Raw genomic sequence first — 25,774 nt, 5'->3', positions numbered from 1 at the left:
CTGTGCGGCCCGCCCTGACCGGCTGCTGTTTTCCCAATCCTGATTGCGATCGAGGTCTGTTATGGCGAGTGGTTCGGCTTGGCCGAGGCAAACCGAGGTGGCGCCGTGGGCGTCGGCGCGTACCGCGCATCTGGCCTCGTTGTCGGCAGGTGGTGTGGGGGTTGATGGATCTAACCGTGCCGGTACCGGTGACGGTCGCGTCCACAATTTCCACGGCATGACCGCGACGTCTTCGAGTCAGCAGTTGGCGCGAATTTTCGCGGGTAAGGAATTGGTCGAGTCGGCCCGCCCGATGGCGAATTCGGCAGCCGCGGTGTCTGATTCGGCCCCATTCCCGGCTGCCGAGGCGCCCTTCGTGTTGCCGCCGGTGATCAAGCCGGTCAGTTACCAGACCGGTCTGGGCGATGCGCCGAAGACGCGGGAGGAGCAGGAGGCGGCCAATCGGGCCAGGCGTGATGAGCAGGCGCAATATCCGCCAGTCCCCGGAGCTGACGTGCCGGTGCAGGCACCTGCGACCCCGCCCGTGAACAACCCGCCGCCACAACAGAACCCGCCACAGGCACCGGCCACCCCGAACCCAGGCACCGACAAGCCAGTCGACGACAAGACCCAAAACGGACCGCTCCCCGGCCAACCCATCGCGCCACCCGCGGAACCGGTCGCACCTCCGGTCGAGGGTGTCCCGCAGACCGTACCCACCAGCAACGGTGGCACTCTGACCAGCACCATAGTCGTCGGCACCGGCGGCCAGACCGTCGACAGCGAAACCACTGACGCCAACGGCAACGTCTCTCGGTCGCGCGCGGTAACGAACGACCTCGGTGGCGTGACCATCTGGACGGCCCACGCCGACGGCACGCATTCGGTCACCTATGTCGCGGGCCCCGGTCAAGAAAATCCCGGCACCACTGAGAGCTACACGTACTCCTCTGCCTCAACCAATGACTTCACCAGCGGTCCCAACGCGTACACGCACGGCGACGGTAGCGGCAATTGGCTGAAGCAATCCCAGAATGCCGACGGCTCTCCGTCGGTCAAGTTGATCCAGAAGCAGCCCGACGGCATCACTTACTACGAAACAGAACGCCTCCCAGAAGGTGGAACCAAAACATACGCCAGCCGCCCTGGTGACCCGGAATACAGCACACCGTGGGTCGTCGGTGAAACAAACCCGGACGGCTCGGGCACCCTGACGCGGATCGACGGGTCGATCAAGGAGACACGACCCGACGGCTCCGGAACGATTCATGGCGGCACGGATAACACCACGACAAATTTTGGCATCGACAAGTGGGGCCAAAAGTACGTCCAGGTGTACGACCCGATGAACAATCAAATCGTTACCGAGGTCGCCAAGAACGCCAATACCGATAATCCATGGGACGAGATCATTGTCAGCGATCTCGATGGCAATTTCGAAGCGCACTACCGAAAAGGCCTTGACGGGAAGCGCGAGCTGCTGTGGCAGATGCTTGCCGACGGGTACAAGGTCACTCCGAACGGCTCCGGAGGTAGGAATGTCGAAAAAGACGGAGTCGTGGAGGGCACTTTCACCACCGACCCGGACGGCACTATCCGATTCAGGCCCACCCAGGCATACAAAGACCGCACCGGCGCCACCCTCACGCAAGAGATCGTCATGGCACCTGGGCAGGAGCCGAAGACCCACTGGGGCAATGGACTGGAGGGCGATCGACGCATCGACCTTCGCCCGCTCAATACTCAGCGCAATGAAGTCCCCGGGATGCCATGGGTCGGCTCAGAAAAAGGTCCCATCGGCCAGGACTACGACTCTTTCGCAGCGAAATTCGGACTTGCGATAATAAACGCCTACGACGGCATGCTTCCGCTGATCGGTATGGGTGGCTCAAGCAATCAAGGGTTTGGCGAAGCATGGAGCGCGCTAGGGAAGAACGTAGCCAAAACCGCTGCGATAACTGCTCTCACCACCCAGTACGGCACGTCCGGCTACGACCTCGCAAACAGTGGAAAGATTCCTGGCCTGAACAAGGGCGAGGCCAATCAAATTGTCCGAGACCTCGCCAACAGCTTGGGCTACGCCGACTTCAAGGAAGGGCGTATCAGCGCCGGCCTCGGCACCCTTCTCGGCGCTCTGGTAGTCGCCTCCTCGTTCGGCCAAGTGACCGGCGTCGTCACGCGCCCCTTGGCGGCGGGGGCGCAAGGTGTCATCGCTTCCGTCCGACGTGGCAATGCGACCGGCCCGGATCTGCCACGGAGTATTCATGAGGACGATGGCGATCCGGCAGATGCAACCCCGGTACCGCAAGATTCCCCTGACCCGATTCTGGATAGTCCGCTCGACGGGTTGGATCAACCCCAGCGCAAACCGGCGACTGCGGTCGGGCCGAACGCGAACTTCACACCGATTGACCCGCCGCGCGACCCAGGGCTGACCCCCGAGGCGTCCCCGGCCGGACCTACTATCAGGTCACGCGGGGCACTGATCGAAGAGATCGGGTCGAATCGGGTCATTCGGGACGCCGACAACCTCATCAGAACCGTCGATGGAATGCCCGTCAAAGATTACATTGCAAACCTCGCGAGAGCGCGTGCAAACGCCATCGCACCGACATTGCGTCGGAAGGACGGTCCTGTCTCTGCGGTCGCAATCGACCTACGGACCGGACATATCACTGAGGGTGTCAACGGGCGGCTCATCGATGCATTGGATCCGAAGAACCTTCATCCACTGCTTCGACAGAACTATGTTGACATGGCGGCATGGCAGCACGCGGTCAAGGCCGCGGATGGTACCGATCTCGAAGTCCTCGACGGTAGGGTGCACTATGACAGTCCGTTGCGTCATGCGGAGGTGAAAGCAGTTAACGAGTTGCTGTGGGCCCGCGAGCGAGTACGCCGACCGGGAGACCCGCCGCTCACGCTCGCTACACTGAGGGAACTGCGGTTCGACCCCCGCTGGCTCAAAGACGGGAATAGATTCGACATGCTTGCTCATGCTGCCGCTTGCGCGAATTGCAATAACGTCCTCAGGGGGGTTCCTAGCTACGCTGGTCGATATACTCATCACCCCAAAGACTATCGATATGACGGAGACAGCCCGCATCTTTTCGCTGAATGGTGACGAAATGTTACGTGTTAATGCTGAAGAACTCGTCGAAGCCGACTACGACGATAAGTATGACTTCTACTACCAAGGGCAGCCTTTCACTGGTGAAATGATCGAAACCACGTCGGACGGCGAAATGATCGGAGTCACTACTTATCGTGACGGCGTGCCCGACGGCCCTGAGCGTGAGTGGTATCCGGACGGTTCCCTGCGGCTAGAGGGGCAGAGCAAGAACGGCGACCCTGTGGGTGAATGGCGCGAGTGGCATCCCAACGGCCAAATCTCTCGGCAGCAGCGTTTCGGCACCGGAGGCGTTTCGCTTTGGCAGAAGCACTGGGATGAGAATGGACAACTTATCTGGGATACGGAAGATTAATTCCTGACAAGCGCAGCCGAGGTGCGAATATTGAATCTGAGTCTCGAACAACCTGTGGCTCGTGTCGATATCGTACGTCAGCTTGTATGCGTGCTTGTCTCGGAAGATCAGTGCTCGTAGATGAGCGTGATGAGCATACTCAAGCGGTGCTCGATGGCCTGCCGAATAATTCGCGATATCGCAAATATGTCGAGGATCATCCCTATCCGCCGGAATAGGCGGCATTCTGAACTTTGGCCGTGTGCGGCGGTAGCGTCGAATGGTTTTGAAGGCATCGGGTTTTATAAGGCCGATTCGCTGAGGTATTTTCCGTCCGCTATCGAGGAGTATGTTGATTGAATATTGAGCTCGATCCGCCGGTGGGAATTCCCCCGGTATTGATCGGCATGTCTAGAGAAGAGGCGTTTCGCGCCCTCGGTGTCTGGGGGTCGCCGGAGTTGCTCACCGGACCCACGGACCGTCTTCGGGTCAGGGACGCGGAACTCAATGTCGACATCTTTGTGCATCTCGAATCGGCCGACGAGGTAACAGCAATCGAGATATGGCGGCCCGAGGACCCCTCCGCCGATATCGTCGTTGAATTTCATGAGCTGGATGTGTTCAGGACTCCCGCGCGTGAGGTGCTTGCGGAACTCCGCTCACAAGGAGTTCGTATCGACGACAGCGATCGCTACTATCCGAATTGTCCGGAGCTTACTCTCGGGTTCAATCTCGAAGGCGATGGCAGTGCTGGTCTGGACGAGGAAGGGTTGTCAATATATTTCGAATCCGCATTGGTGGCCGGTCCGGGATATTATTGACATGGCGTTCTCTTTCTCGATATGACGGCCGGAACCGGTCGGGGGTGACCGGTTCCGGCTAAGATCTATCCTTAGCGGAATACTTATGCAGCTCCGGCGAATCTACGTCGCGACGCTTTGTCTATGCTGGCCGGTATAGATGTCGCACCGAGATTATCGATATGACGGGACAGTCGGCACCCTTTTCGCTGAATGGTGACAAATTTCGTAGGGCTGCGAGGCCTGCCAGGCGTCGGGCCTGACCTCCTCGGGCAGGATCTGAAGTAGGCCGGTGAACTCCGGTGCGCAGAGAGAGTGCTGCTGCTCGTTTCGGCCGAAATTGATAGTCTGGCGGGCCTTTCCGCTGGAATCTGGGTCGAGGTTCACTTCTATGTAGTCCTCGCGCACCGATCCGACCACAGGGGGAGCCAGCCGGGAGAGGTGTACAGCGGTCGTCTCCGATCGCTGCCTCCAACGCCGCCAGCTCGAACGGGGTAGCAGGCGGTGCCAGGCTCTCGTATGCGAGTGGAACGTTCACCTGCAGCCAAGCCACGTATTCATCGAAGATGCCCAGTGCGAGCACTTCTGGAACTTAGCAGTAGCAGACGCAGAGGCGATGAAGTCGCATATCGGCGCTGTCCATGGTGACTTCTGGATCGAAATCTGCGTGACCCAAGGCGTTGTCGGCGCGGTGGAAGGCACTCTGCGGGGCATCGAACACAGCGACCGTGACTGACCGCTTCCCGCGCGCATCCACGCCGCAGTTCTCCAAGCGGTACTTCCAACACGCGTGCTCAGCCGTACCGCGCGATGTGCGTCGGTGCTGGTGCCTTCGAGTCCGTTCTCAGGGAGCCGTGTCGGTCTGCGCGTAGCGCAAAGCCCGTGTCGTCGCGCGCTCCAGCAAATGAGCCGATCCGATGCAACTGAAATACCGCCGCGGATCTGGAAATTCGAGCTGCCGCGACATACCTAGCTCCGTTCCGCGAGTCGAGGACCTGCGTCCTTTCTCGAACCAATCGATGTATTGAGGTGCCGAAATGGCGAATCATGATTCCGTCTGGCCACCGCTGGACGGTGTTCCCACCTGGGTCGGCGCCCGAGCCGCGAACCTGTCGGCGCTTACGAACGCCCTTGTGGCATCGGCCGATTCGTCCGATGGCGGGTTCGCGGGACGTGTCTTCGACTTTCACCGGATGACTCCGTCGAGCGCTGGCCGGCAACTGGATCGGATCTTTGCCGGTGCCGAGTTGATGGAGTCGGCCCGGGCGTCGGCGGTGTCGGAGTTGTCCACAGTGGCAGCCCCTTTCGATGCGCCTGGGGATGTTTCCGGCCCACCGCCGGAACCGCCGTCGCAAACGAGACCTGTGGCGCCCGGATTGATCAAGCCGGTGAGTCTCGAGCGGGGGCTGGGCGCGCCGGACCCGCAGACGGAGGAAGAGCGGAATCGTCGAAACGAGGCGGATCGGGAGTACTGGCGGCAGCGTGCGGAGCAGGGGCGGCAGATGTCGCCGGAAGCTGTTCCGCCGCAAGGCCCGGCGGCCGATGCTGCTCCGGCGGGGCCGCAATCGGTGCCGACCACCACGGCCCCGGCGCCACCCGCCGCCCAGCCGGACCAGACAGTCAAGGACAAACCTGCCGCCGACATGCCGGCGGACAATCCGCAGCCGACGATTCCGATCGAGGGTCCGGCAGATCGGCGGGCACTGGAGGGGCTGCAACCTGGCCAGAGCCAAGTGCTGCCGAGCGGTGTGACCGCTACTGCGGGCCATGACGGGACAACCTCGTTCGCGACTGTTGACCCGAGCACCGGGCACGTCACCACCAAAACCTTCGATAAGTACGGGTCGTGGGTCGCCACCGCTGAAGCGGATCTCGTGGCGGGAACCGGCGGGCTGAGCCGGGATACCACGATCACCGATCGTCACGGTGTCAGCAAGGTTCGTTCCGTCGACGACGGTTACGGAAACATCGTTACCTGGACGGCGAATCCGGATGGTTCGCATTCGGTGCAATACGCCAACGGCCTGATCGTCAAGGAACCGGCACCAGGGTCGGCGATCCGCCCGGAGGTCGTTCAACTGTCGCCGGACGGTCTCGGTGGCGTATTCGCGACCGTCGACGCGGACGGCAATCCTGTCATCGGCGAATTCCAGCCCAGCAGCTTCGGTGCGCCGCTCACCAGGATTATCGATCCTGACGACCCCGAGGGCCAGCGCACCAAAGCCTGGATCCTGGCAGTGCCGGGGCCGAACGGGATCTCGAGCATCGTCGAGGACGAGAACGGCGTCACTGTCATCGACCCGGACGGCACTCGGACACCGGTCAATTCGCGTTTCATCGCGCCGCCACGCCGAACCCACGCCAACGAGATGTTCGATGCATCGCTCGGCCGTTGGGTACCTGCGCCACCGGCCACTCCGGCGGGGTTGCGACCTGACAAGTCAGCCCCCGCATGGGTTTACGCGACGGGCCCGGCCGAGCTGATCAATCGTCTCGGCACGACGGAAGTCCGCCTGCCCCAGGGCGGCTCAGACGGCGGCGACCGGCCGTGGACCGATGTGCGCATCCTCGACGCGGCAGGTCGCGAACTCGCCCACTACAGCGAGTGGGGCAACGGCAACAAGACCTACCGGCTCGGCCTCGACCACACCGTCACCATCGGACCCGACGGCAACGTTATCGACCCGAAGCACATCGATCGCTCGCCGCTGTTCAACATTCGCGATTACAACAAGGCCGACGGCTCGATCGTCTTCACCGAGTACAACACCCTGGGTGTCGACCTGCCACGGATCGCGCTACCGCCAGGCGTTCCTGGAAAGGGGCTGTACGCCTACGGCGACCGTCTGATCATTCAGACAAACGACGGCGAATTCCATTGGGTCGACGCGACTCCGGAAGCACCGACCACGGTGCTGCCCGCCGAGCGCAGTATTCATCGGCCGTGGGACTACCGAGACGCCGCGGGCAACCCGGCACCGGCGTTCCAAGACAACGACGGAAACCACCACTTCAATGTCAACGGCCAGGAGGTCGTTTTCAGCCCTGACCAGCAGCAGGTGATCGACCCGCCGAACTCCTTGCGGCCCAGTGGAACTGGTGGCATGTATATCGACGACCGTGGGCCAGGCGGTTTCAATATCGGGGTCAAGCGCCTAGAGGTGCCGCCCGGTGTACCCGCGATCGGACTGTGGGAACTTGATGACGGTCGCCTCGTAATCCAAGACCGCTTCGGCGGCAACCACTATGTGGCTCCCATCCCCGCGCCGGCACCACAAAGCCTGGGAGGAGCACTATCTGGGCTTGCCTTGAGCTTGGCGGGCGCTGCGGGCCCCCGCGGCGGTGCCAACCGGCCGAAGATCGATACGCTCCCGCGCCCCACCAATGTGAATACCGAAGGATGGTTCGGTCCGGGCAAGCCCGCTGTCACGACCCCGACGAAACCGACGCTTGCGGAGCAATTCCGCGGTTGGCTGCCGTCGAACGGCGGCGGACGTGTCGGAGACGAAGTGGTCGGACCCGTGAAACCGTCGCCGCAGGAACGGGTCGGCACGTCACGTGTGCCCGATCGGCCGAATCCGCTGTTGCAGGTCGAAACCACGGTACGGACCGAGGAGGCGACGGTCGGTCCGCCACGTCCTCGGGTCAACGCCCGCACGCCATCCGAGGAGCCGCAACGGTCTGGACCTGCTCAGCCGCCACGGTCGCCCGGCAACGATACAAATGGCGGAAGTGCCGGTGGCGACGGTGGCGGACCACGCGGCCCACGCGTGGACGGGCAAGGCGGCGCCGATGGTGAGTTGCCTTGGCGGCGCGTCATCACCTACGCGCGGTTGGCCAAGGACGTCTACAACGCGGTCTCTACGGCCCGAATCGGTGGTTATAAGCGAATACAGGACGAGGAGCTCGCGACTACCAGAGCGAAGCCAAAATATTTCAATACCAACAGTGGGTTGGTTGCGGCGCTCTACCGGAACCGAAGAGGCGATCTCGTTCTCGCCTTCAAAGGGACAACGCCCACGAAAATGACTGATCTGAAGGCAGACGCCCAACAGGCCACCAAGGGTGAGACCGATATGTACGACGATGCCATCACCCTCGCCAATCGAGTACGGAAGGCCTACCCCCGCAGCAACTTGGTAATCGTCGGACACTCCCTCGGCGGTGGTCTCGGCGGTGTGAGCATACTGGCGACAGTTGGCACGAAAGGAATCACGTTCAATGCGGCCGGTGTGCACAACAACTACATAAGGTTGCTGACCGGTCGGGATCCAGCCGAGGTGCGCGCCGAATTGGCGGAGACCGGCAGGATACTCAACTATGTGGTGAAGGGTGAGTTGCTCACCGGTTCGCAGGAGGGGCAGAAGGTGGCTCGGACTATCCGACTTCTTCAGGGCAGGTACGGCCCGGAGGCGTTCCCGGAAGCGCTGGGCCGCACGATAATTCTCGAGCCAGAACCGGGCATGTGGTCTCTGAAACGTCATTTGATGGACTCCGTCCTGACGGCACTGTACAGATATCTGGAAGACGGCAATGATGGCGACTCGTGAGCAGGTGCCGTGGGCGTTGTACCAGCGGGAAGGAAGCGAGAGATGAGCAATTTTGCCGAGGGGTTCACCGACCCTGGTGTGTCGAAGTTGGCCGCGGCGGTGGTCGAGGACAATGTCGAGAAGGTGAACGAGCTCTTGGCAAAGGGTGCTGATCTGAGCGGCGTCGGCATCTGTGGGTGGAACGTGCTGATGCTGGCGTTGGCGGCGCGGAAGCGTAAAGCGTTCCGTGCGTTGCTCGATGCCGGTGCCGACACCACTCATCGGGATGAGGACGGTGCGACCGTCCTCCACTTCGCGGCCAGGATCGATGATCCGTGGTACATGCAGACGCTGCTGGAATACCCGGTCCATGTCAACGTCACCGATCTGGACGACGGGGTGACCCCGCTCATTGCTACGAGACGAAACTACGAGCAGTTCCAGATGCTTCTGGCGGCCGGAGCCGACCCGAACATCCCTGACCTCAGCGGTGACACCGCCCTACACCACGCTGCGATGCTGATGCTTTACCGGCAGATATTGGATCTGCTGGAAGCAGGGGCAGATCCCACCAGCACCAATGGCGATGGCGATACTTTCCAGGACTATTTGAACAGCATCGATCCTTTGGATCAGGGGCCGGAAATGCGGGAAGAGCGAGCCCAGATCACGGCATGGCTGCAGGAGCACTCGATCCCTGTCGAACCACTTCCGGAGGAAGTAGTCCAGGAGCGGTCGTCCGGCGCCCGGCACCGTGCCGTTGGTCATATCGGCGACGGGGCAGGCGGCTGGACCCCGGCGTTCACGATCGATTCCAGCGAGTTCGGCGATGTCATCGAGTTCGGCAAGGCGATCGATACGGCCCTGAACGAGCTACAGCAACACAACATTCCGGCCAAGGTGGTGCAAAGGCGTTACCCCGCAGACGATCCCATCTTCAGCCTGCCGTCCTGGGAGGAATACCGCAGCCGGTAGGCGGTGAGGTTCCGTCGGAGCGCGGGGTACAGTATGGGATCGGGGATGTGGTTGAGCATGAGGCTGCTCGTGAAGACTGGAGCAGTGTGTCGGCATGGTTTGCCGATACTGCTCCCGATGTGGCGGATCTGGCTGTGATGCTGCGGATGATGCGCGAAGTCGGCATGGGGGAGCCTGATTGGGCTGTGGATATCGACGCTCGGTGAGTTGGAACGGCGCGGAGTGGTTGCGGGTAGGCCGCATCTCGCCAATCAGAGCGCGGCTCAGACACAGTGGCCGAGCGTGTGCACACCTTGCTCATGCGAGGGCTGATTTCGAGGCCTGAGAGGACCGCACGAATGACTGGATTCGAATTTCGCGTAGATGAGCAATCCGACGAATTCCTCCGTTCCATCGTGCGTAAGATGATGGAAATTCGGGATAACCGAAGATGAAGCTATTTTGAGGATAAACGCTAGGTTCGGCGGTCAGGCGCTGACCGGGGACCATATTATATATCATGAGGGCGAGGCCTTCTGGGCCGACGATATTATGTACTGCCCTGAATCTTTTTTGGTGGCAGAATGGAGCGTTATTCCGCTGTCGGACCTCTCTTGATCTACGCGTCCAGCCGGTTGGCCGTTGGCGACGGAAGCCGCGGGTAGGCGCACTGGTGGGCTGGATGTGGAGGTATGTGCGTGGAGTTGGCAGACTCGTCGGCATGACTTCTGATTCCCGGTTGCGGAGTTTCGCGTCGCTGCGCGGGCTGGCGCTGGGAGATGCGTTCGGGTCGTGCTATGCGGATCCGATCAATCAGGCTGCGCTGCGGGATCGTTCGTTGTTGCCTGGTCCGTGGTTGTGGACCGACGATACGGAGATGGCGTGCTCGATTTTTGCCGTGCTCGGCCGGTATGGGCGGATCGAGCAGGATGCGCTGGCCGAGTCCTTTGCCCGGCATCACGATATATACCGCCGGTACGGTCCTGGGACGAACCGCATTCTGCGACTGATAAGCCAAAAGGGCGGTGACTGGCGGACGCTGGCGGCCGAGGCGCGGAACGGACAGGGGTCGTGGGGCAATGGCGCGGCTATGCGGGTTGCGCCGTTGGGGGCCTACTTCGCTGATGACCTCGACAGGGTTGTGCGTGAGGCGGCAGCATCGGCCGAAGTGACCCATCAGCACCATGAGGGCGTTGCCGGTGCCGTTGCCGTGGCAATCGCTGCGGCACTTGCGGTTTCGGCTCCGGACACGCACGGTACTGCCTTGCTGGACGCGGTCGCCGAGTGCACTCCGCCTGGCCTGGTCCGTGATGGCATCCTCGACGCGAGGACCATGCGCGATGCGGGAGCGGCCGCAGCCGCATTGGGTAACGGGCGTGCGGTATCCGCACCGGACACCGTTCCGTTCTGCCTGTGGATTGCTGCCCACTTCCCTGACGATTTCGGTGCGGCCTGCTGGGCGACTGTTGCGACCGGCGGCGACGTCGACACCACCTGTGCCATCGTCGGCGGCATCCTCGCTGCCCGCCTCGGCATTTCGGGTCTGCCCGCCGAATGGCTCCAGCGGTGCGAACCACTACCTATGTGGATTTCGGGTGCGAGTGAGCGGACTTGAATGACCATGTGCGCTGCACCGTTCGAGGAGCATCGCGGTCACCGATAAAGCTATCCTGGGTATGCGGGTGGTATTCGGCGGATCGTCCCCCGACGTTACATTCATTCCGTATGCAATGAATCACAACTTAGCCGTTGGATTGCTGAGAGGGCCCGGTCGCCGGGGTCGATGAATTTTCAAGTATTAGTCGGTGTGCCGAAGATTTGCCAGAACGACCGACTGGGTGTCGATCTGGTAATGCTGAGTGCCTATCACTCGGCTCAAAAGGCTGGATATCAGCGCCGATTCTGCTTGCCCTCAAGCATGTTGCCGGTAAAAATTGGGGCACAACCTGGCAATATCCAGCTCACATTGTGAAAGTTGCTCGGCCCTCCCATGCAATCCCCGAGCAATCAATGGCGGAAATCCGCGATGGCTGAACGGTCGCTGGCAACTGAACGGGAGTGGTAGAACTGGCTGCGGCCGATGCCAATGGGGTTTTCGGCTAAAAAGAGATTCTGTAAAGGAAGCAGCTAAATGAGCAGAATGCGTGTGTTCGGGGTCGTGCTGGCGGCGGCGGCCGGTGTTGCCCTCGCCGGGTCGGGTATCGCGGGTGCGGCGCCGGGCATCGCCTTGGAGCCGGGGACCAGCGTGCAGCCGGTGGTCGCCCCGGGCGAGCAGGATCCGACCGGTGGGACCGGCTCGAGCAAGGCGGTCACCGACATCATCAAGGCGCTGTCGACCGGCTCGAAGGGTGCCCAGCCGGCACCGACCACTCCGTAGGTAGCCGATAGCTACAGCCCCGCTCAGTGCTGGGGAGGGACGGCGGGGCGTCCTGAATTCCACGAAGCGGCCCGGCGCGATCCGGGCCGTTTCGCCTCCCGTCAACTCGACATCGTGCCTGTTCAGCGCCCATGCGGAGCCGATCGCGATGTGCTGACCAACACATACACCCCCATCGCCGCCAGCCATACACTTGGGACAATTAGCTGGTGGGATTCCGATGGCGAAATCCCGCGCTCGGCGTTCAGGAATTGACCCCTCTGCGCTAGGTGGTGGCCGTGGCCAATGGTCGCGCGATGCTGGAGGCTTGGTGGGCCGATCCGGCCGACTACAACTGGCTGGCGCGCGCTCTCGACTCGCACGCCGCGGTGCGCTGGTCGAAGATCATCGTCGGCGCGGGCGGCCTCGGCTTGGCGGCCATCGCCATCCTGGCGTCGTCGTCCGACACGGGTCCGCCGGGTCTGGCCGGCCAGGTGCTCGACTGGATCATCACCGGGTTCGCGCTGTTCTGGGCCCTGCGGTGGTGGTGGCTCCCGTGGCCGAGCCGGATGGAGTCCGTCGCGCTCTTCGCCGCCGCGGATATCTCGATCACGGTGGCCTGCCTGCAGGAATCGAACCGGGTGTACGGGGCGCTCGGGCTCATCCTGCTGGTGATTACCGGCGGCTATCTGGCGGTTATGCACAATGCCAGGGTCTTGGCCCTGCACGCGGGCTGGACGATGTTTTCGGTCATCGCGCTGACCTTTCGCATGGTGGCCGTGGGCGGCGATCCGATGGTCGCGCTGGCGATCGTGCTGATCTCGCTGGTCGCGGGTGTTGTGCTGCTGCCCGCGATGCAGTTCTGCTACTGGGTGCTGCGCCAGGACGCGGTGACGGATCCGTTGACCAGGCTGTTGAATCGTCGCGGGCTGGAACTGCACCTGGCGAAGGTGGTCGCGTCCGGTCGGCAGTCCCCGATCTGCGCGATCGCGCTCGACCTCGACCGGTTCAAGGACATCAACGACCGCTTCGGTCACGGGGTGGGCGACGAGGTGCTGGTCCGGACGGCGAAGCGGCTGCGCAACGCGGTGGGCTCCCGGATGGTGGTGGCGCGGACGGGTGGCGAGGAGTTCGTGATCTTCGGCCACTTGGCGGTGCCGGAGGCCAGGGCCGAGGCGGAGGTGGTGCGCCTGGCCGTCGCCGAACCGGACGAACCGGTCGCGGTGACGGGGAGCGTCGGGGTCGCGATTTTCGACGGAGTCTGCGACGCACCGTCGCCCGCTTATCTGCTCGAGCGCGCCGACGACGCCATGTACCGAGCTAAACAGCTCGGCGGCAATCTGGTCGTCGTCGATGAACTCGTCGAGTCCAACGCCACCTGACAGCGAAAACGGCCCGGAGCGATCCGGGCCGTTTTCGTCGTATTCGGTTATCGCGACAGGATCAGAACGCCGCTTCGTCGAGCTCCATGATGTCGTTGTCCAGGTTCGACAGCACGGTACGCACCGCGGTCAGCTCCGGCAGCATGTTGCGCGCGAAGAACTGCGCGACAGCGACCTTGCCCTGGTAGAACGACTCGTCGGCACCGGTGGCACCGTTGTCGAGCGCCTTGATGGCGATCTCGGCGTGCCGCAGCAGCTGCCAGCCGATGAGCAGGTCGCCCACCGCGAGTAGGAAGCGCACCGACCCCAGGCCCACCTTGTACAGTTCCGACGGGTTCTCCTGAGCGCCCATCAGGTGCCCGGTCAGCGTCGCCGCCATGCTCTGGACGTCCTCGAGGGCGGTGGCCAGCAGCTTGCGCTCGCCCTTGAGCCGGCCGTTGCCCGCCTCGGACTCGATGAACTGCTGGATCTGGCCCGCCACGTGCGCCAGCGCCACGCCGCGGTCCCGCGCGATCTTGCGGAAGAAGAAGTCCTGCGCCTGGATCGCGGTGGTGCCCTCGTACAGCGAGTCGATCTTCGCGTCGCGGATGTACTGCTCGATCGGGTAGTCCTGCAGGAAGCCCGAACCACCCAGGGTCTGCAACGACTCGGTCAGGTACTGGTAGGCCCGCTCGGAACCGACACCCTTGACGATCGGCAGCAGCAGGTCGTTGACCCGGTCCGCCAGATCGGCGTCGGCACCCGAAACCTGCTCGGCGACATCAGGATCCTGGTGCGCGGCGGTGTACAGGTACACGGCGCGCAGCCCCTCGGCGTAGGCCTTCTGGCTGGCCAGCGAGCGCCGGACATCCGGGTGATGGGTGATGGTCACGCGCGGCGCGGCCTTGTCGGTCATCTTGGTCAGGTCGGCACCCTGGACGCGCTCCTTGGCGTACTCGAGAGCATTCAGGTAGCCGGTCGACAGGGTGGCGATGGCCTTGGTGCCCACCATCATGCGCGCGTTCTCGATGACGTCGAACATCTGCGCGATGCCGTTGTGCACCTCGCCGACCAGCCAGCCCTTGGCCGGAATGCCGTTGCCGCCGAAGGTGACCTCGCAGGTGGCCGAGACCTTCAGGCCCATCTTGTGCTCGACACCAGTGACGAAAACGCCGTTGCGGTCGCCGAGTTCGCCGGTCTCGTGATCGAAGTGGAACTTCGGCACGAAGAACAGCGACAGCCCCTTGGTGCCCGGACCCGCGCCCTCGGGGCGCGCCAGCACCAGGTGGATGGTGTTCTCGAACATGTCATCGGCATCCGCCGAGGTGATGAAGCGCTTCACACCCTCGATGTGCCAGGTGCCGTCTTCCTGCTTGATCGCCTTGGTGCGGCCCGCGCCGACGTCGGAACCCGCGTCGGGCTCGGTGAGCACCATGGTGGCGCCCCAGTCGCGGTCGATCGCGATCTTGGCCCACTTCTTCTGCTCATCGGTGCCGTTGTTGTGGAAGATGGTGTTGAAGCCGGGGCCGGCGGCGTACATGTACGCGGCGGGCTGCGCGCCGAGGATCAGCTCGCTGATCGCCCAATGGATGGTGCGCGGGACGCCGAGTCCGCCGAGCTCCTCGGGGATGCCGAGCTTCTCCCAGCCGCCTTCCTGCAGGGCGCGGAAGGACTTCTTGAACGACTCGGGGATCGAGACGGTGTGCGTTTCCGGATCGAAGACCGGCGGGTTGCGGTCGGCGTCGGCGAACGACTCGGCGAGCGGACCCTCGGCCAGGCGACGCACCTCGTTGAGCATCTCCTTGACGGTGTCCGTGTCGAGGTCGCCGTAGGCGCCGCTGTCCAGGATGGAACCAAGGCCCAGGACCTCGAAGAGGTTGAACTCCAGGTCGCGGACGTTGCTCTTGTAGTGACCCATGTCAGTACTCACTCTCCGTTGAGTTGGTGCGGTCGGTTGGTTGGCCGTTCCCGCCCGTTTGTCGCTCCACCGGGTAGCCGGTTTTCGGCATGCTACTCGCGGGTAACTTACAAGCCATATTACCGGCCAGTAATGGGCTGGCAAAGGGTCGAGCGGGCAATGTGACGCGAAAAACAGCGACACGCGCGCCGATGGCGAGCTGACACGCCGACGCGGTTACCGTGAAGTGTGCGAATCGAGACGAGTGCCGGACCGGCTGACATCGAGCTCGACCAGCCGCGCAAGCCCGCCTTCCTGCTGTTGCTCACCCATGGTTCGGGCGGCGGCGTCGAGGCAAAAGACATTTTGACGGTGCGCGATGCGGCGTTGGAACTGGGCGGCGCGGTAGCCAGGGTGGTGCAGCCCTACCGGGTCGCCGGTCGACGGGCACCCGGGTCGGCGGCGCGGCAGGACGAGGCGTGGCTGGAGATCGTCGCCGCCCTGCGGGCTCGTATCAAAAAGGTTCCGCTGATCCAGGGTGGGCGGAGCAATGGGGCTCGGGTGGCCTGCCGGACCGCGATCGCCGCCGAGGCGCGCGGGGTGATCGCGCTGTCGTTTCCGCTGCATCCGCCGGGGAAGCCGGAGCAGAGCCGACGCGCGGAGCTGCTCGAACCGGGTGACATCGAAGTGGTGGTCATCAATGGCGGCAGCGATCCGTTCGGCATCCCCGATGCCGCCGACGTGGCGGAGGTGCGAGTGATTCCTGGTCAGCCGCATTCCTTCCGCACCGGATTCGACGTCATCGCCGACACGGTCACGCCGTGGTTGCGGCGCTGGGGTACGTAGCGGCCAGCCGTCGAGCAGTACGGCCGTGCCGGATCTGCCTGCTAGCGCACCGGAACGGTGCCGAATCGGATCATCGAAACCGCCTCACGAGGCCGATTCGATCTCCTGCGATCCGTCCGCCGGACGCGTGGCGACGACCAGTGCATCGATGGCGTCACGGCCCTCGGTGGGCCGGTGGACGCGCTCGGCCAGCCGGATCCGAATGCGGTTGTCGGCGGCGGCCGGGCCGAGGTCGGCGACGATATCGTCCGGAGTGAACAGGACAGATGGATCCTGGGGACCGCCGTACCCCTCGGTGATGTTCGTGGTGTCGTGGCCGAGCACGAGCAAGGTCCCTTCCGGAACGAGCAGGTCCGCGGCACTGCGGAGCACGGTGCGCCGCTGCTCCGCTGGTAGGTGCAGGAAGACCATCAGGACCAGCTCGAACGGGCCGGTGATCTCGGCGGCCTTGAAATCGGTGACATCGGCGCACTGCCAGGTGATGCGGCTGCGCACCGAGCGGGACAGCCGGGTGGCGACGGTGCGGCCCTTGTCTACGCCGACCTGGGAGTAGTCGACGGCGTGCACCTGCCAGCCGTGGGTGGCGAGCCAGAGGGCGTTGCGCCCTTCGCCGCAGGCCAGGTCGAGGGCCCGCGGGAGTTCCGGCGGTTCGCCGTCGGGACTGTCGGGTTGTAGCGGCGTGCGTCGCTCCAGCCCGTAGACGTGCTCCACCACGGTGCTGTTCGGCGGTGCGCCCCAGACCAATTCAGTTTGCGCGTAGCGCTCGTCCCAATCGGTCGCATCCATGCCCGCGAGTCTATTGATCGTCGATCGGCAGCCAATGGACCGGCGAGGTTTCCCGAACATGCACCAGCACATCGAACGCGTCGACCAGCGAGGCCACCGCGATGTTGGCACCGGCATCCTCGGCCGGGTCGTAGACGCCGCTGATGACGCGCGCCTCGGCCGGGCCCCGGCGCCAGTCGTCCACCGCTTCGGGTGCGTCGGCGTGCAGGTCCACGTAGTAGGCGGGCAGGTCGACCGCGCCCAGGGCCGCATCCATCAGATCGGGCAGCGGGTGGGGTGCTATGGCCACGCCGAGGTCGCCGTGGTGGAAGCCGAGCGCCACCGAGGCGTACCCGGCACCGAACTCGTCGCGCAGATAGGCGCCGACGCCGCGGAATTGCGCTGTCCCCAACCGTGCTCCGAGGGCCGCGGTGTGGGCGATGCCATCCCAATAGACGATCTTCGCTCCGGTGGCGTGTTGCCGATCGATCACCCGTTGCCCTTCGACCCGCTCATCGCGAGCGAACCCGCCCTGCCCCGCGACGCTGTTCTCGTGAAAGTCGAGAATCAGCCGGGCACGCGTGCGGACCTCGTCGTAACCCGTTGCGACCGGCAGGGTTTCGAGCAAGGCGAAGGCATCCCGCGCATGCTCGGCAAACGCGCGGCCCGGATGAATGCCCTGATGGCGCTGGACATGTTCGTCGACCTGATGGGCGGTGCGAATCGGCATGAGGTGAGTTTCGAAGGCGGCCAGCCGATCCGGTGCGACTCGGCGAACATAGTCGAGCACCACGTCATAGTCCGCGGGTTCCGCGCTGGGCGGCTGGACACCGAAGACACGGACCGGGTCGTCCGGGTGAGTCTGGTTGAACGCACGGATCCACGCCAGCGCCGCAACGGTTTCCGTGGTCCGCCATGGGCGCCACGAGCCGGCCAGCACCGTTTCGGGATCACCGGCTCCGGTGCGCACGTACTCGTCCCACCGCTCCCCGGAACGGGCACTGTCCTGAATCGCCAACTCGCGGAATCCGTGTCGCACGACCAGCGCGCGGAAGATGCGCTCTTGCACCCCATAGATCTGTCGGGAGAACCGCGTCGACTCGCCGAGCCCGACGACCGAAGCGCTCTCGAGCCGATCGATCAGTGGATCCAGGTCCGCACCGGTATAGCCGGGATCGGTATCGACGATCGGATGGGCGTTGGCGCTGAGCCATTCCGGCACGGGTTCGGGTGCGGCGGTTGCCATGGTTCCTCCTGAAGACGACGATCCGACGCGGTCCAGCCTCATACGTAAAGTCGTGTTGAGGTCAAGGACCGCGCCGGATCGCGCGGGAACCTGCCGGTGGCTGCTACAGCTGAGTGCGCATGAGCAGCACGTTGTACTGGCTGTGCACGGTCGTGAGGTAGTACAGATCACGCCCGGTCTGATACGGGAAGATCGACGGTGCGTACGCGCTCGGCAACTCCCTGGTGTCGATCAGCACCTCGGGGTCGCTCCACGGCCCGGTCGGCGCGGGTGCGCGGCGCATCACCACCGAGTTGAACGGGTCGGTGGTGAGTGAGATGTATTGGCCGAGATAGGCGTTGTACATCACCGACAGTTCGCCGACACCCCACATGATCGGTGCCGCCGCATTGACGTCGCCGCGGCGCCAGCCCTCGCCGTCCCAATACTCGTACGCGCCGAGATCGGTGATCTCGGATTCGGGAACGCGTGCGACGTGAGCGGCTTGGTTGCGTCCGGAGGGTGTGCCGTACTGGTAGACGAAACCACCGTCTTTGAGGAAGGCGCTCATCTGGAAGTTGCTGTCGCCGCCCTCGTTCGGACGGCGGGTGGCGGGCAGCTCGCCCCAGGTCTCCCCGTTGTCGCCGGAGGCGGCGAGTCCGGAGAAGTTGGTGCTCCACTGCCCGACATCGTCCCAGCTGCGCACCGACATGAGACTCATGAATTGGACGCCGCCGACCGAGATGCCCGCGGTGGGGATACGGCTGATCTCCAGGAACGGGATCTTGGGGCTCGGGACGAGGTCGCGCGCCTGGCCGAAGACGTCGCGGACGACGCTGTCGAAATAGATGCCGCCCGACGGGTCCTTGGTGTGGCTGCGCATCAAGATGTTCGAGCGCCACGACCACATGCTGCCCGCCAACAGGTTCGGAAAGCCGACGCCCGCGGTGTCACCGAAGGCGGTCAGCAACTCCCCGTTTCCGTTGTCCCACATAATGCCGAGGTCGGTACCGAGCACGTTGTAGGTGTGGGTGTTGTTCGGGCTGGCCATGCCGGTCATCTGGAAGACCGCCTTGGTGCGGCCCATCAGGTTGGGCAGGCCGGTGGAGCCGTTGAGTACCGGGATCGGGTTGATGGTGTTCGGATTCGCGGTGGCCGGGGTAGTGGCCGTGAGAAGCAAGGCCGAGGCACCCGCCAACGCTGACAGCAAGAGCAAAGGGGTCTTGGTCAAGGTCTGTGAGCCCTCCGGATTCGCGCCGAGAGCGGTGCGAAACACGGACGTCCCGCGATATACAGACCCTTTCGCGGTGTGCTACGCACCACAATCGACTGGCTGGCATATCTGGCGAAATGCTAGCAGCGAACCAGAGGCTAATGTGGCGTACGTCTCAAAATAGGCCGCCTACCTCTGGTGATCCGACGGCTTTCCCCGCGCTATGGCCAGCCGAATGATCAACGGCAATTGAGTCGCCCGCTCCAGCGCGAAGGTGTGGCGTGTCGAGGCGTGCCAGGCCTTGTCGAACAACCGCTTGGCTCCGGCGACGGCGTGCGGGGAGCGGGTCGCGATGCGCTCGGCGAGCTTCTCGGCCGCCGCGACCGGGTCCGCGGTGACCTCGGTGACCAACCCGATCCGCTCGGCGTAGGCCGCGTCCACCGTGTCCGCGGTCATGGTCAGCAGCAGCGCCTTGTCGACGCCGACCAGCCGGGACAGGGTCGCCGCGCCGGTCATGTCGGGGACCAGGCCGTGTTTGGCCTCCATCACCGAGAATTCCGAATCCGGGGTGGCGAAGCGGAAATCGGCGGCCAGTGCGAGTTGCAGGCCGCCGCCGTAGCAGCGGCCGTGCACCGCGGCGATCACCGGAACCCGCAGCCTGCGCCACGCCCAGCAGGCTTCCTGGAAGGTGTTGGTGCCGCGCCAGGGCAGTGGGACGAAGCTGCGCACGATGGACAGCGGGTCGCCGGTCGCCTTGGCGATGTCGAGGCCGCTGCTGAAGCTCGGGCCGTTGCCCGACATGATCACCGCCCGCACGTCGTCGCGGCCCGCGATGGTGTGCGCGGTGTCGATCAGGTCGCGGAGCATGTCGATGGTGAGGCCGTTGTGCTTGTCCGGTCGATCGAGCGTGACGTAGGCGCGGTCGCCGTCGAACCGCAGCGCGATGTTGGTGCCCATTCCCGGATCTTACCCGTGAGTCAGTTCCGGTCCAGTGGCCATTGCCCGGCCATCCGGTCTCTGCTCTAATCGAACGCAAGTTACCGTCAATGCTGACGGTAACCGATGGAGCGGAGGAACAATGCTGCCAGCGGGAATGGATCCCCGAACGCCGGTGCTGGTCGGTGCCGGGCAGGTCGTGCACCGGAACGGCGAGCCCGGATTGCCGGGACCGGTCGAACTCGCCGCCGAATCCCTGCGTCGCGCGGGCGCCGACAGTGGCACTGGTGATCGGCTGGTCCGATCCGCGGACCTGATCGCGGCCGCGGCACCGGTCAGCAGGCCGTACCCGGACCTCGGTGCGCTGGTCGCCGCCGAACTCGGTGCGTCGCCGAAACGGACGATGCAGTCGGTGCGCTTCGGCGGCGACGCCCCGCAGCGTCTGCTCAACACGGTCGCCCAGGCCATTGCCGATGGACAGTCCGAGGTCGCGCTCATCACCGGGGCCGAAGCGGTGGCCTCGTGGAGCGCCGCGACCCGGTCGGGTGCCGCGCTGGATTGGCCGGAGCAGTCCGACGAGGTGCGGCCGAGCGAACTCATCGGCTCGGACCGCGCGCCGAACTCCGATATGGAAACCGCGGCCGGGTTGTGGGGACCGGTGTACTTCTACGCGCTGATGGAAACCGCACTGCGCGGCAAACTCGGGCTGAGCGAGGACGAGCACCGCACCCGGATCGGTGAGCTGTGGTCGCGGCTGTCCGCCGTGGCGGCGGGAAATCCGTACGCGTGGCAGCCGACGCCGCAGTCGGCCGCCGACCTGGTGACCCCGACGCGGGCGAATCGGATGGTGTCTACGCCGTATCCGAAACTGCTCATCGCGAATCTGTCGGTGGATCTGGGCGCCGGATTGATCGTGTGCAGTGCGGCCGCCGCGGCCGCGGCCGGCGTGCCGCGGGACCGATGGGTGTTCCCGCACGGCGGAGCCACCGCCACCGACGAGTGGTTCGTCTCCGAACGCGCGGACCTGGCCGCCTCGCCCGCCATCACGGCGGCCGGGCGGGCCGCACTCGGTGCCACCGGTATCGGCATCGATGATGTCGCGCACATAGACCTGTACTCCTGCTTCCCGGTCGCGGTACAGGTCGCGGCCGAGGCGCTCGGCCTGCCCATCGATGATCCCGCGCGGCCGCTGTCGGTCACCGGCGGGCTCACCTTCGGCGGCGGCCCCGGCAACAACTACAGCACGCATTCGATCGCGACACTCGTGGGCCTGTTGCGTGCGGATCCGGCCGCCTACGGCCTGGCCACCGCGCTCGGCTGGTACATCACCAAACACGGCGTCGGTGTGTACTCGGCGAAACCACCTGCGCGACTGTTCCATTCGATCGAGGCGGAGGTACCCGCGGCCCGGCGGGCGGCCGCCCCTGGCTACACCGGCCCGGCCACCGTCGAGGCGTACACCGTCGCCTATCGCAAGGGCCCCGCGCCCGACCACGCCGACGAACCCGAGGCCGTGGTGGTGAGCGCCCTGACCCCGAGCGGTGCCCGCATACTGATCCGGGCGTCCGACGCCGAGACCGTCGCGGCGTTCGACGACGGCGACCCGCTCGGCGCCGCTGCCGACATCACCGCCGCCGACAAGCTCACCTTGCGCACCGAGAGGACTGCCAAATGAACGCAGCGTCACACAGCGACTCCATCAGGGGCGGTGGCCAGGAGGCGGGTGGACACGACCTGATACTGGTGGAACGGCGCGACGCCATCACCGTGTTGACCGTCAATCGCCCGGCGGCCCGCAACGCCATCAACCTGGCCACCGCGCAGGCCATCGAGACCGCGGTCGACGAATTCGAAGCCGACGACACCGCTCGGGTGCTGGTGCTCACCGGCGCGGGCGGAACCTTCAGTGCGGGCATGGATCTCGTCGCCGCATCGAAGGGCGAGATGCCGATGACGCAGCGGCGCGGGCCGCTGGGGATCGCCGCGAAACCTCCGGTGAAGCCGATGATTTCGGCGGTCGAGGGTTTCGCGCTGGCCGGTGGTTTCGAGTTGGCGCTGTCCGGTGACCTCATAGTCGCCGCCAGTAACGCCCAGTTCGGTATCCCGGAAGTCAAGCGCGGCTTGGTTGCCGCGGGCGGTGGAGTGCTGCGCCTGACCCAGCGGCTGCCGCGCAGCATGGCCGCCGAGCTCGCGCTGACCGGTGGCCGGGTCGGTGCCGAACGGCTCTATCAGTTGGGCCTGGTCAATCGGATCGCCGAGCCCGGCGCCGCGCTGGCGGTCGCCCTCGAGCTCGCCGCCGAAATCGCCGCTGCCGCACCGCTCGCGGTCGCCGCCAGCAAGCGGATCATCGATGAGTCGCCCGACTGGACGGTGGCCGAGTCCTTCGCCAAGCAGGGTGAAATCGCCTTGCCCGCACTGTTTTCCAAGGATGCCGCCGAAGGCGCGCTCGCCTTCGCGCAGAAGCGCGAACCCCAGTGGCAGGGCCGCTGACTTCCGTGCCGGATCGCGTCCGGGAGACGCAGGCGCAGCGCCGGACGCGCATGCGCACGCGACTCCTGGACGCGGCATTGGCAAGCCTGGTCGAGGTCGGCTACGCGGGCACCACCACGCTCGCGGTGCAGAAGCGGGCCGGGGTGCCGCGCGGCACGCTACAGCATCATTTCCCGACCAAGGCGGATCTGCTCGCCGGTGCGGTCGAGCATCTCGCCGCCCGCCGATTCGACCAGCTGACACGGGAATTCGAGGCTATTCCGGCGTCAGCGGATCGGCTGGAGACCGCGGTAGAGCTGACCATGCGAATGCTCAGCGGGCCGTCGTTCTGGGCCGCGCTGGAGATATGGGTGGGCGCGCGCACCGATCCGGAACTGCTCGCCGCGTTCCTGCCGCTGGAGCATCGGCTGTTCGAACTGATGCACAACAGCATTCGCGATGTCTTCCGCGCGGAGTTCCCGGACGATCCCCGGGTGCCGACGATCACCGAGTTCACCATCGAGATCATGACCGGGCTTGCCATGCGCGTGTTGTTGACCGGCGAGGTGGACCGGAACCGAATCATCGAGCACCGCTGGCGTAATGCGGTGCGCATCCTCTTGGGGACAGCTCACCCGGACACGTTGACCGCGCCGCGCTCGCAGCCGACCTCATCACCGCGGCCATGATCGGGTCACCGCGGACTCGATCGGCGAGCGCTACTTACCGTTGGCGCCGACGGTGTCCAGCACCACCTCGGCGCACGCGGCGGGATCGTCATAGAACGGTGTGTGGCCGCTGCCGTGCAGCGTGACATGGTTCGCGTTCGGCAAGACCGCGCGGGCCCGTCGACTCTGCGTTCGGTACGTCAGCAGGATGTCGCGACTACCCCAGGCGACGGTGACGGGAATGCTTGCCAGGCCCCCGTTTTCGGGCGGCTCCGCGTCGGTGAACGAGGCGAGGGCTGGCTCGAATCCCGGCGCGTCGGCCGCGCCGTTCGCGGTATCCACCGCCACTCGGGCATCGACGGCCCACGGTTTGCCGAAGACCAGGCGCAGGAACGCCGTCCGGCCCGCGACGGTGCCGAGGATCGTCGGCAATACGGGCTTCAGTCGAATCGCGAGCAGCCGGGACTTGCCGAGTGACTGCTGGCACCAGACGCGACCAGGCTTGTCCCAGAACGCGATCGGCGAGAAGGCGGTGACCGAGCGGGCGAGTCCGCGGGCGCCGAGGTCCAGCGTGATCAGCCCGCCCATCGAATTGCCCGCCAGGTGCGGTCGCTCGATCCCTTGGGCCGCGAGGAATTCGGCGAGCGCATCGGTCAGCCGGTCGACGGTCGTTGTCGCGAGTGGTGCCGAACCGCCGAAGCCGGGAAGATCGACCGCGATCACATCGTAGGACTGGGCAAGGGTGTCGATGATCGGCTCCCACACCTGCCATCGGCTGCCGATGCCGTGCACCAGCACCAGCGGTTCGCCAGCGCCGACCCGATGGTGATTCAACGTCGTCATGCCAGCCATCCCAACTCTTCGCTCGGCCAGTGCGCTCACCCTAACAGCAGTCGGTCGCCCTCAGTTGATTGATCGCCCCCGGTCACCCGGCCGTCGGGCCTGGCCCGAGAGCCCCGGGAAGCGGTAAGGTAATTGGTATGGCAACGCGTAAGGTCACCCTTTCGCTGGACGAGGCTGCCTGGTCTTTCGCCGAGCAGGCCGCGGCCCGCGCGGGCATGTCGCCATCGGCGTGGATTTCGAAGGCAGCGCGGCGCGAAGCCGTGCGCACCGGGTGCGGTCCGGCACCGGACGTGACGTCCGAAGCCGCCGCGGACGCGGCCGAGCTGGCCGCCGCCGAGGAGGCGATGCGTGCGGCGGGGTGAACTGTGGATCTACAACCCGCATGGTTCGCCGCGTCGGCGCACCGTCGTGCTCATCAGCAGTGACGGCATCAACGAGTCGCCGAGGCCATGGCTGATCGCCGCCGAGGTGGTCAAGGACGATCCGCGGGACATCCTCGCGGTGCCGGTGGAGCGGTACGGCTGGGTACACGCCGGGAACATCGGCCGCATCTTCCGCGGCTGGCTCGCCGAACGGCTCGACGACATGGAATCCGAGGCTTTGGAACGCCTCGACACGGCGTTGCGCGCCGCGATGGATTTGTGAAAACTACGACGACAGCTTTTATTCGACAGAAGAGGATTCAGGTGCGGATCTCCCTGATCGCCGCAGCGCTCATCGCGCTGCCGGTGCTCGCGGCATGCGGCAACGACAATGCGGCGGCAGCGCCGACGGTGACGCAGGCGGACCTCGCCAAGTCTCTGCAGGACAAGGGCATAAAGAGCAAGCAACTCGCCGACTGCGCCGCCAAACTCTTTGTCGAACAGGGCATCTCGCAGGAAGGCCTGCGCGTCATGATGAGCGACAAGTACGACACCAAGGCGCCCGACCAGCAGACCCTCGGCATGAACGCCGACGACGCGCAGAAGGCACGCACCGCAAGCTCCCGCATCGCCACCGAATGCATGACCCGCTGACCCACTCGTAATTGGCGCGCGCACTCTCGACCCGCACAGCCGCTATAGGCGGTGGACACCTGCGACAGCGGGTGTGCGGGGCGCCGTTGCCCTGGTCAGACGGCGACGACCAGGTCGATCCGCGGTCGGGAGCCCGCGGTGAGTTCTTCGGCGGCGCGGATTGCCTTCTTCAGCGGAAGTAGGTAGGTGGCGCGGGACTTATCGGGGAACAGGGAGGTCGACCAGCGGCTGGTGCCGATGGTGACGTGCACGCGGACCGAGCCGAACCCACCGGCGCGGTGGGCGTATCTCTCCTCGATCTCATCGGCGATGTCTTCGGGCAGTGAGATGAAATGCCAGGACATCTCGCCGGAGTGTTCCCACACCTCCGCCGTGAACGAGTACTCCGATCCAGCCACCTCGCGACTGTAACGAGACCCACCGACAACCAGCGCGGACCAGCATCGTCGTGCT

At 64.8% G+C, this 25,774-nt stretch carries 23 protein-coding genes; 16 read left to right on the top strand and 7 right to left on the bottom strand.

The genetic code is table 11. The annotated features are described in order from the left end of the window. Positions 1-217 precede the first annotated feature (217 nt). The 9 genes from ACFK0J_RS38640 (at position 218) to ACFK0J_RS38600 (ending at position 13,464) form a co-directional block, all read left to right on the top strand. On the top strand, positions 218-3,103 hold the full coding sequence (locus tag ACFK0J_RS38640; protein ID WP_378734677.1) for a hypothetical protein: 2,886 nt from the start codon (positions 218-220) through the stop codon (positions 3,101-3,103). After that, the gene (locus tag ACFK0J_RS38635) at positions 3,066-3,464 is read left to right on the top strand and encodes a toxin-antitoxin system YwqK family antitoxin (RefSeq protein WP_378734675.1); all 399 of its coding nucleotides are present in this window, start codon (positions 3,066-3,068) and stop codon (positions 3,462-3,464) included. Before ACFK0J_RS38640 ends, ACFK0J_RS38635 begins: the two co-directional genes overlap by 38 nt. A 335-nt stretch (positions 3,465-3,799) precedes the next feature. Then, a complete protein-coding gene (locus tag ACFK0J_RS38630) occupies positions 3,800-4,264 on the top strand; it encodes a hypothetical protein (protein ID WP_378734673.1) in 465 nt (154 codons plus the stop codon). A 1,367-nt stretch (positions 4,265-5,631) separates the two neighbouring features. Next, a complete protein-coding gene (locus tag ACFK0J_RS38625) occupies positions 5,632-8,793 on the top strand; it encodes a hypothetical protein (RefSeq protein ID WP_378734672.1) in 3,162 nt (1,053 codons plus the stop codon). A gap of 42 nt (positions 8,794-8,835) precedes the next feature. Then, positions 8,836-9,747: an ankyrin repeat domain-containing protein gene (locus ACFK0J_RS38620; protein WP_378734670.1), complete on the top strand. Its 912-nt coding sequence runs from the start codon at positions 8,836-8,838 to the stop codon at positions 9,745-9,747. A 47-nt stretch (positions 9,748-9,794) separates the two neighbouring features. Further along, on the top strand, positions 9,795-9,953 hold the full coding sequence (locus ACFK0J_RS38615) for a hypothetical protein (RefSeq protein ID WP_378734668.1): 159 nt from the start codon (positions 9,795-9,797) through the stop codon (positions 9,951-9,953). A gap of 494 nt (positions 9,954-10,447) precedes the next feature. Beyond that, complete coding sequence (locus ACFK0J_RS38610) at positions 10,448-11,341, top strand: ADP-ribosylglycohydrolase family protein (RefSeq protein ID WP_378734666.1); 894 nt, start codon at positions 10,448-10,450, stop codon at positions 11,339-11,341. Between the two features lie 516 nt (positions 11,342-11,857). Further along, the gene (locus ACFK0J_RS38605) at positions 11,858-12,103 is read left to right on the top strand and encodes a hypothetical protein (RefSeq protein ID WP_378734664.1); all 246 of its coding nucleotides are present in this window, start codon (positions 11,858-11,860) and stop codon (positions 12,101-12,103) included. Between the two features lie 278 nt (positions 12,104-12,381). Next, complete coding sequence (locus ACFK0J_RS38600; RefSeq protein ID WP_378734662.1) at positions 12,382-13,464, top strand: GGDEF domain-containing protein; 1,083 nt, start codon at positions 12,382-12,384, stop codon at positions 13,462-13,464. A gap of 61 nt (positions 13,465-13,525) precedes the next feature. On the opposite strand, the gene ACFK0J_RS38595 is transcribed toward ACFK0J_RS38600, so the two are convergent. Further along, positions 13,526-15,361 (bottom strand): acyl-CoA dehydrogenase, encoded by a 1,836-nt coding sequence (locus ACFK0J_RS38595; protein ID WP_378743316.1) that lies wholly within the window; start codon positions 15,359-15,361, stop codon positions 13,526-13,528. Positions 15,362-15,589: 228 nt separating this feature from the next. On the opposite strand from ACFK0J_RS38595, the gene ACFK0J_RS38590 reads away from it, so the two are divergent. Then, the gene (locus tag ACFK0J_RS38590; RefSeq protein WP_378734660.1) at positions 15,590-16,186 is read left to right on the top strand and encodes an alpha/beta family hydrolase; all 597 of its coding nucleotides are present in this window, start codon (positions 15,590-15,592) and stop codon (positions 16,184-16,186) included. Between the two features lie 84 nt (positions 16,187-16,270). Here ACFK0J_RS38590 and ACFK0J_RS38585 read toward each other — a convergent pair whose 3' ends face one another. The 4 genes from ACFK0J_RS38585 to ACFK0J_RS38570 all read right to left on the bottom strand — a co-directional run bounded on the left by ACFK0J_RS38585 (position 16,271) and on the right by ACFK0J_RS38570 (position 20,346). Then, positions 16,271-16,972: a class I SAM-dependent methyltransferase gene (locus tag ACFK0J_RS38585; protein WP_378734658.1), complete on the bottom strand. Its 702-nt coding sequence runs from the start codon at positions 16,970-16,972 to the stop codon at positions 16,271-16,273. 10 nt (positions 16,973-16,982) lie between these two features. Next, positions 16,983-18,197 carry an erythromycin esterase family protein gene (locus tag ACFK0J_RS38580; RefSeq protein WP_378734656.1) on the bottom strand — a complete coding sequence of 405 codons (1,215 nt, stop codon included), beginning with the start codon at positions 18,195-18,197 and terminating at the stop codon, positions 16,983-16,985. A 103-nt stretch (positions 18,198-18,300) separates the two neighbouring features. Beyond that, the gene (locus tag ACFK0J_RS38575; protein WP_378734654.1) at positions 18,301-19,407 is read right to left on the bottom strand and encodes a DUF4185 domain-containing protein; all 1,107 of its coding nucleotides are present in this window, start codon (positions 19,405-19,407) and stop codon (positions 18,301-18,303) included. A gap of 171 nt (positions 19,408-19,578) precedes the next feature. Then, positions 19,579-20,346 (bottom strand): crotonase/enoyl-CoA hydratase family protein, encoded by a 768-nt coding sequence (locus ACFK0J_RS38570; RefSeq protein ID WP_378734652.1) that lies wholly within the window; start codon positions 20,344-20,346, stop codon positions 19,579-19,581. Positions 20,347-20,467: 121 nt separating this feature from the next. On the opposite strand from ACFK0J_RS38570, the gene ACFK0J_RS38565 reads away from it, so the two are divergent. The 3 genes from ACFK0J_RS38565 to ACFK0J_RS38555 are packed head-to-tail and all read left to right on the top strand — an operon-like array spanning position 20,468 to position 23,483. Then, on the top strand, positions 20,468-22,000 hold the full coding sequence (locus ACFK0J_RS38565) for an acetyl-CoA acetyltransferase (RefSeq protein WP_378734650.1): 1,533 nt from the start codon (positions 20,468-20,470) through the stop codon (positions 21,998-22,000). After that, positions 21,997-22,815, top strand: coding sequence for a crotonase/enoyl-CoA hydratase family protein (locus ACFK0J_RS38560; RefSeq protein WP_378734648.1), 819 nt, complete (start codon positions 21,997-21,999; stop codon positions 22,813-22,815). Before ACFK0J_RS38565 ends, ACFK0J_RS38560 begins: the two co-directional genes overlap by 4 nt. Positions 22,816-22,865: 50 nt before the next feature. Then, positions 22,866-23,483 carry a TetR/AcrR family transcriptional regulator gene (locus ACFK0J_RS38555; protein ID WP_378734646.1) on the top strand — a complete coding sequence of 206 codons (618 nt, stop codon included), beginning with the start codon at positions 22,866-22,868 and terminating at the stop codon, positions 23,481-23,483. Between the two features lie 30 nt (positions 23,484-23,513). On the opposite strand, the gene ACFK0J_RS38550 is transcribed toward ACFK0J_RS38555, so the two are convergent. Beyond that, entirely contained in the window at positions 23,514-24,305 is a 792-nt protein-coding gene (locus ACFK0J_RS38550; protein ID WP_378734644.1) for an alpha/beta fold hydrolase, read from the bottom strand. Between the two features lie 137 nt (positions 24,306-24,442). Between ACFK0J_RS38550 and ACFK0J_RS38545 the strand changes: the two genes are divergently transcribed. From ACFK0J_RS38545 to ACFK0J_RS38535, 3 genes are read left to right on the top strand one after another with little or no spacing between them, the layout of a single operon-like run. Continuing rightward, the gene (locus tag ACFK0J_RS38545) at positions 24,443-24,667 is read left to right on the top strand and encodes a hypothetical protein (protein WP_218472218.1); all 225 of its coding nucleotides are present in this window, start codon (positions 24,443-24,445) and stop codon (positions 24,665-24,667) included. Further along, entirely contained in the window at positions 24,654-24,950 is a 297-nt protein-coding gene (locus tag ACFK0J_RS38540) for a hypothetical protein (RefSeq protein ID WP_378734642.1), read from the top strand. The genes ACFK0J_RS38545 and ACFK0J_RS38540 overlap by 14 nt, the downstream gene beginning before the upstream one ends. Positions 24,951-24,991: 41 nt before the next feature. After that, positions 24,992-25,321 carry a hypothetical protein gene (locus ACFK0J_RS38535; protein WP_378734641.1) on the top strand — a complete coding sequence of 110 codons (330 nt, stop codon included), beginning with the start codon at positions 24,992-24,994 and terminating at the stop codon, positions 25,319-25,321. A 95-nt stretch (positions 25,322-25,416) separates the two neighbouring features. On the opposite strand, the gene ACFK0J_RS38530 is transcribed toward ACFK0J_RS38535, so the two are convergent. After that, positions 25,417-25,719 (bottom strand): DUF1905 domain-containing protein, encoded by a 303-nt coding sequence (locus tag ACFK0J_RS38530; RefSeq protein WP_378734639.1) that lies wholly within the window; start codon positions 25,717-25,719, stop codon positions 25,417-25,419. Positions 25,720-25,774 lie beyond the last annotated feature (55 nt).

This window comes from Nocardia brasiliensis (assembly GCF_042691675.1).
Classification (GTDB): Bacteria; Actinomycetota; Actinomycetes; order Mycobacteriales; family Mycobacteriaceae; genus Nocardia; species Nocardia brasiliensis_D.
The sequence above is the reverse complement of the archived record's forward strand: the minus strand, read 5'-3'. Positions and strand labels throughout refer to the sequence as shown.

Excerpts from the sequence above, each read along its gene's own strand:
- ACFK0J_RS38640 (WP_378734677.1), top strand. The coding sequence starts at position 218 with ATGACCGCGACGTCTTCGAGTCAGCAGTTGGCGCGAATTTTCGCGGGT.
- ACFK0J_RS38635 (WP_378734675.1), top strand. The coding sequence starts at position 3,066 with ATGACGGAGACAGCCCGCATCTTTTCGCTGAATGGTGACGAAATGTTA.
- ACFK0J_RS38620 (WP_378734670.1), top strand. The coding sequence starts at position 8,836 with ATGAGCAATTTTGCCGAGGGGTTCACCGACCCTGGTGTGTCGAAGTTG.
- ACFK0J_RS38610 (WP_378734666.1), top strand. The coding sequence starts at position 10,448 with ATGACTTCTGATTCCCGGTTGCGGAGTTTCGCGTCGCTGCGCGGGCTG.
- ACFK0J_RS38605 (WP_378734664.1), top strand. The coding sequence starts at position 11,858 with ATGAGCAGAATGCGTGTGTTCGGGGTCGTGCTGGCGGCGGCGGCCGGT.
- ACFK0J_RS38595 (WP_378743316.1), bottom strand. The coding sequence starts at position 15,361 with ATGGGTCACTACAAGAGCAACGTCCGCGACCTGGAGTTCAACCTCTTC.
- ACFK0J_RS38585 (WP_378734658.1), bottom strand. The coding sequence starts at position 16,972 with ATGGATGCGACCGATTGGGACGAGCGCTACGCGCAAACTGAATTGGTC.
- ACFK0J_RS38580 (WP_378734656.1), bottom strand. The coding sequence starts at position 18,197 with ATGGCAACCGCCGCACCCGAACCCGTGCCGGAATGGCTCAGCGCCAAC.
- ACFK0J_RS38570 (WP_378734652.1), bottom strand. The coding sequence starts at position 20,346 with ATGGGCACCAACATCGCGCTGCGGTTCGACGGCGACCGCGCCTACGTC.
- ACFK0J_RS38565 (WP_378734650.1), top strand. The coding sequence starts at position 20,468 with ATGCTGCCAGCGGGAATGGATCCCCGAACGCCGGTGCTGGTCGGTGCC.
- ACFK0J_RS38560 (WP_378734648.1), top strand. The coding sequence starts at position 21,997 with ATGAACGCAGCGTCACACAGCGACTCCATCAGGGGCGGTGGCCAGGAG.
- ACFK0J_RS38555 (WP_378734646.1), top strand. The coding sequence starts at position 22,866 with ATGCGCACGCGACTCCTGGACGCGGCATTGGCAAGCCTGGTCGAGGTC.
- ACFK0J_RS38550 (WP_378734644.1), bottom strand. The coding sequence starts at position 24,305 with ATGACGACGTTGAATCACCATCGGGTCGGCGCTGGCGAACCGCTGGTG.
- ACFK0J_RS38545 (WP_218472218.1), top strand. The coding sequence starts at position 24,443 with ATGGCAACGCGTAAGGTCACCCTTTCGCTGGACGAGGCTGCCTGGTCT.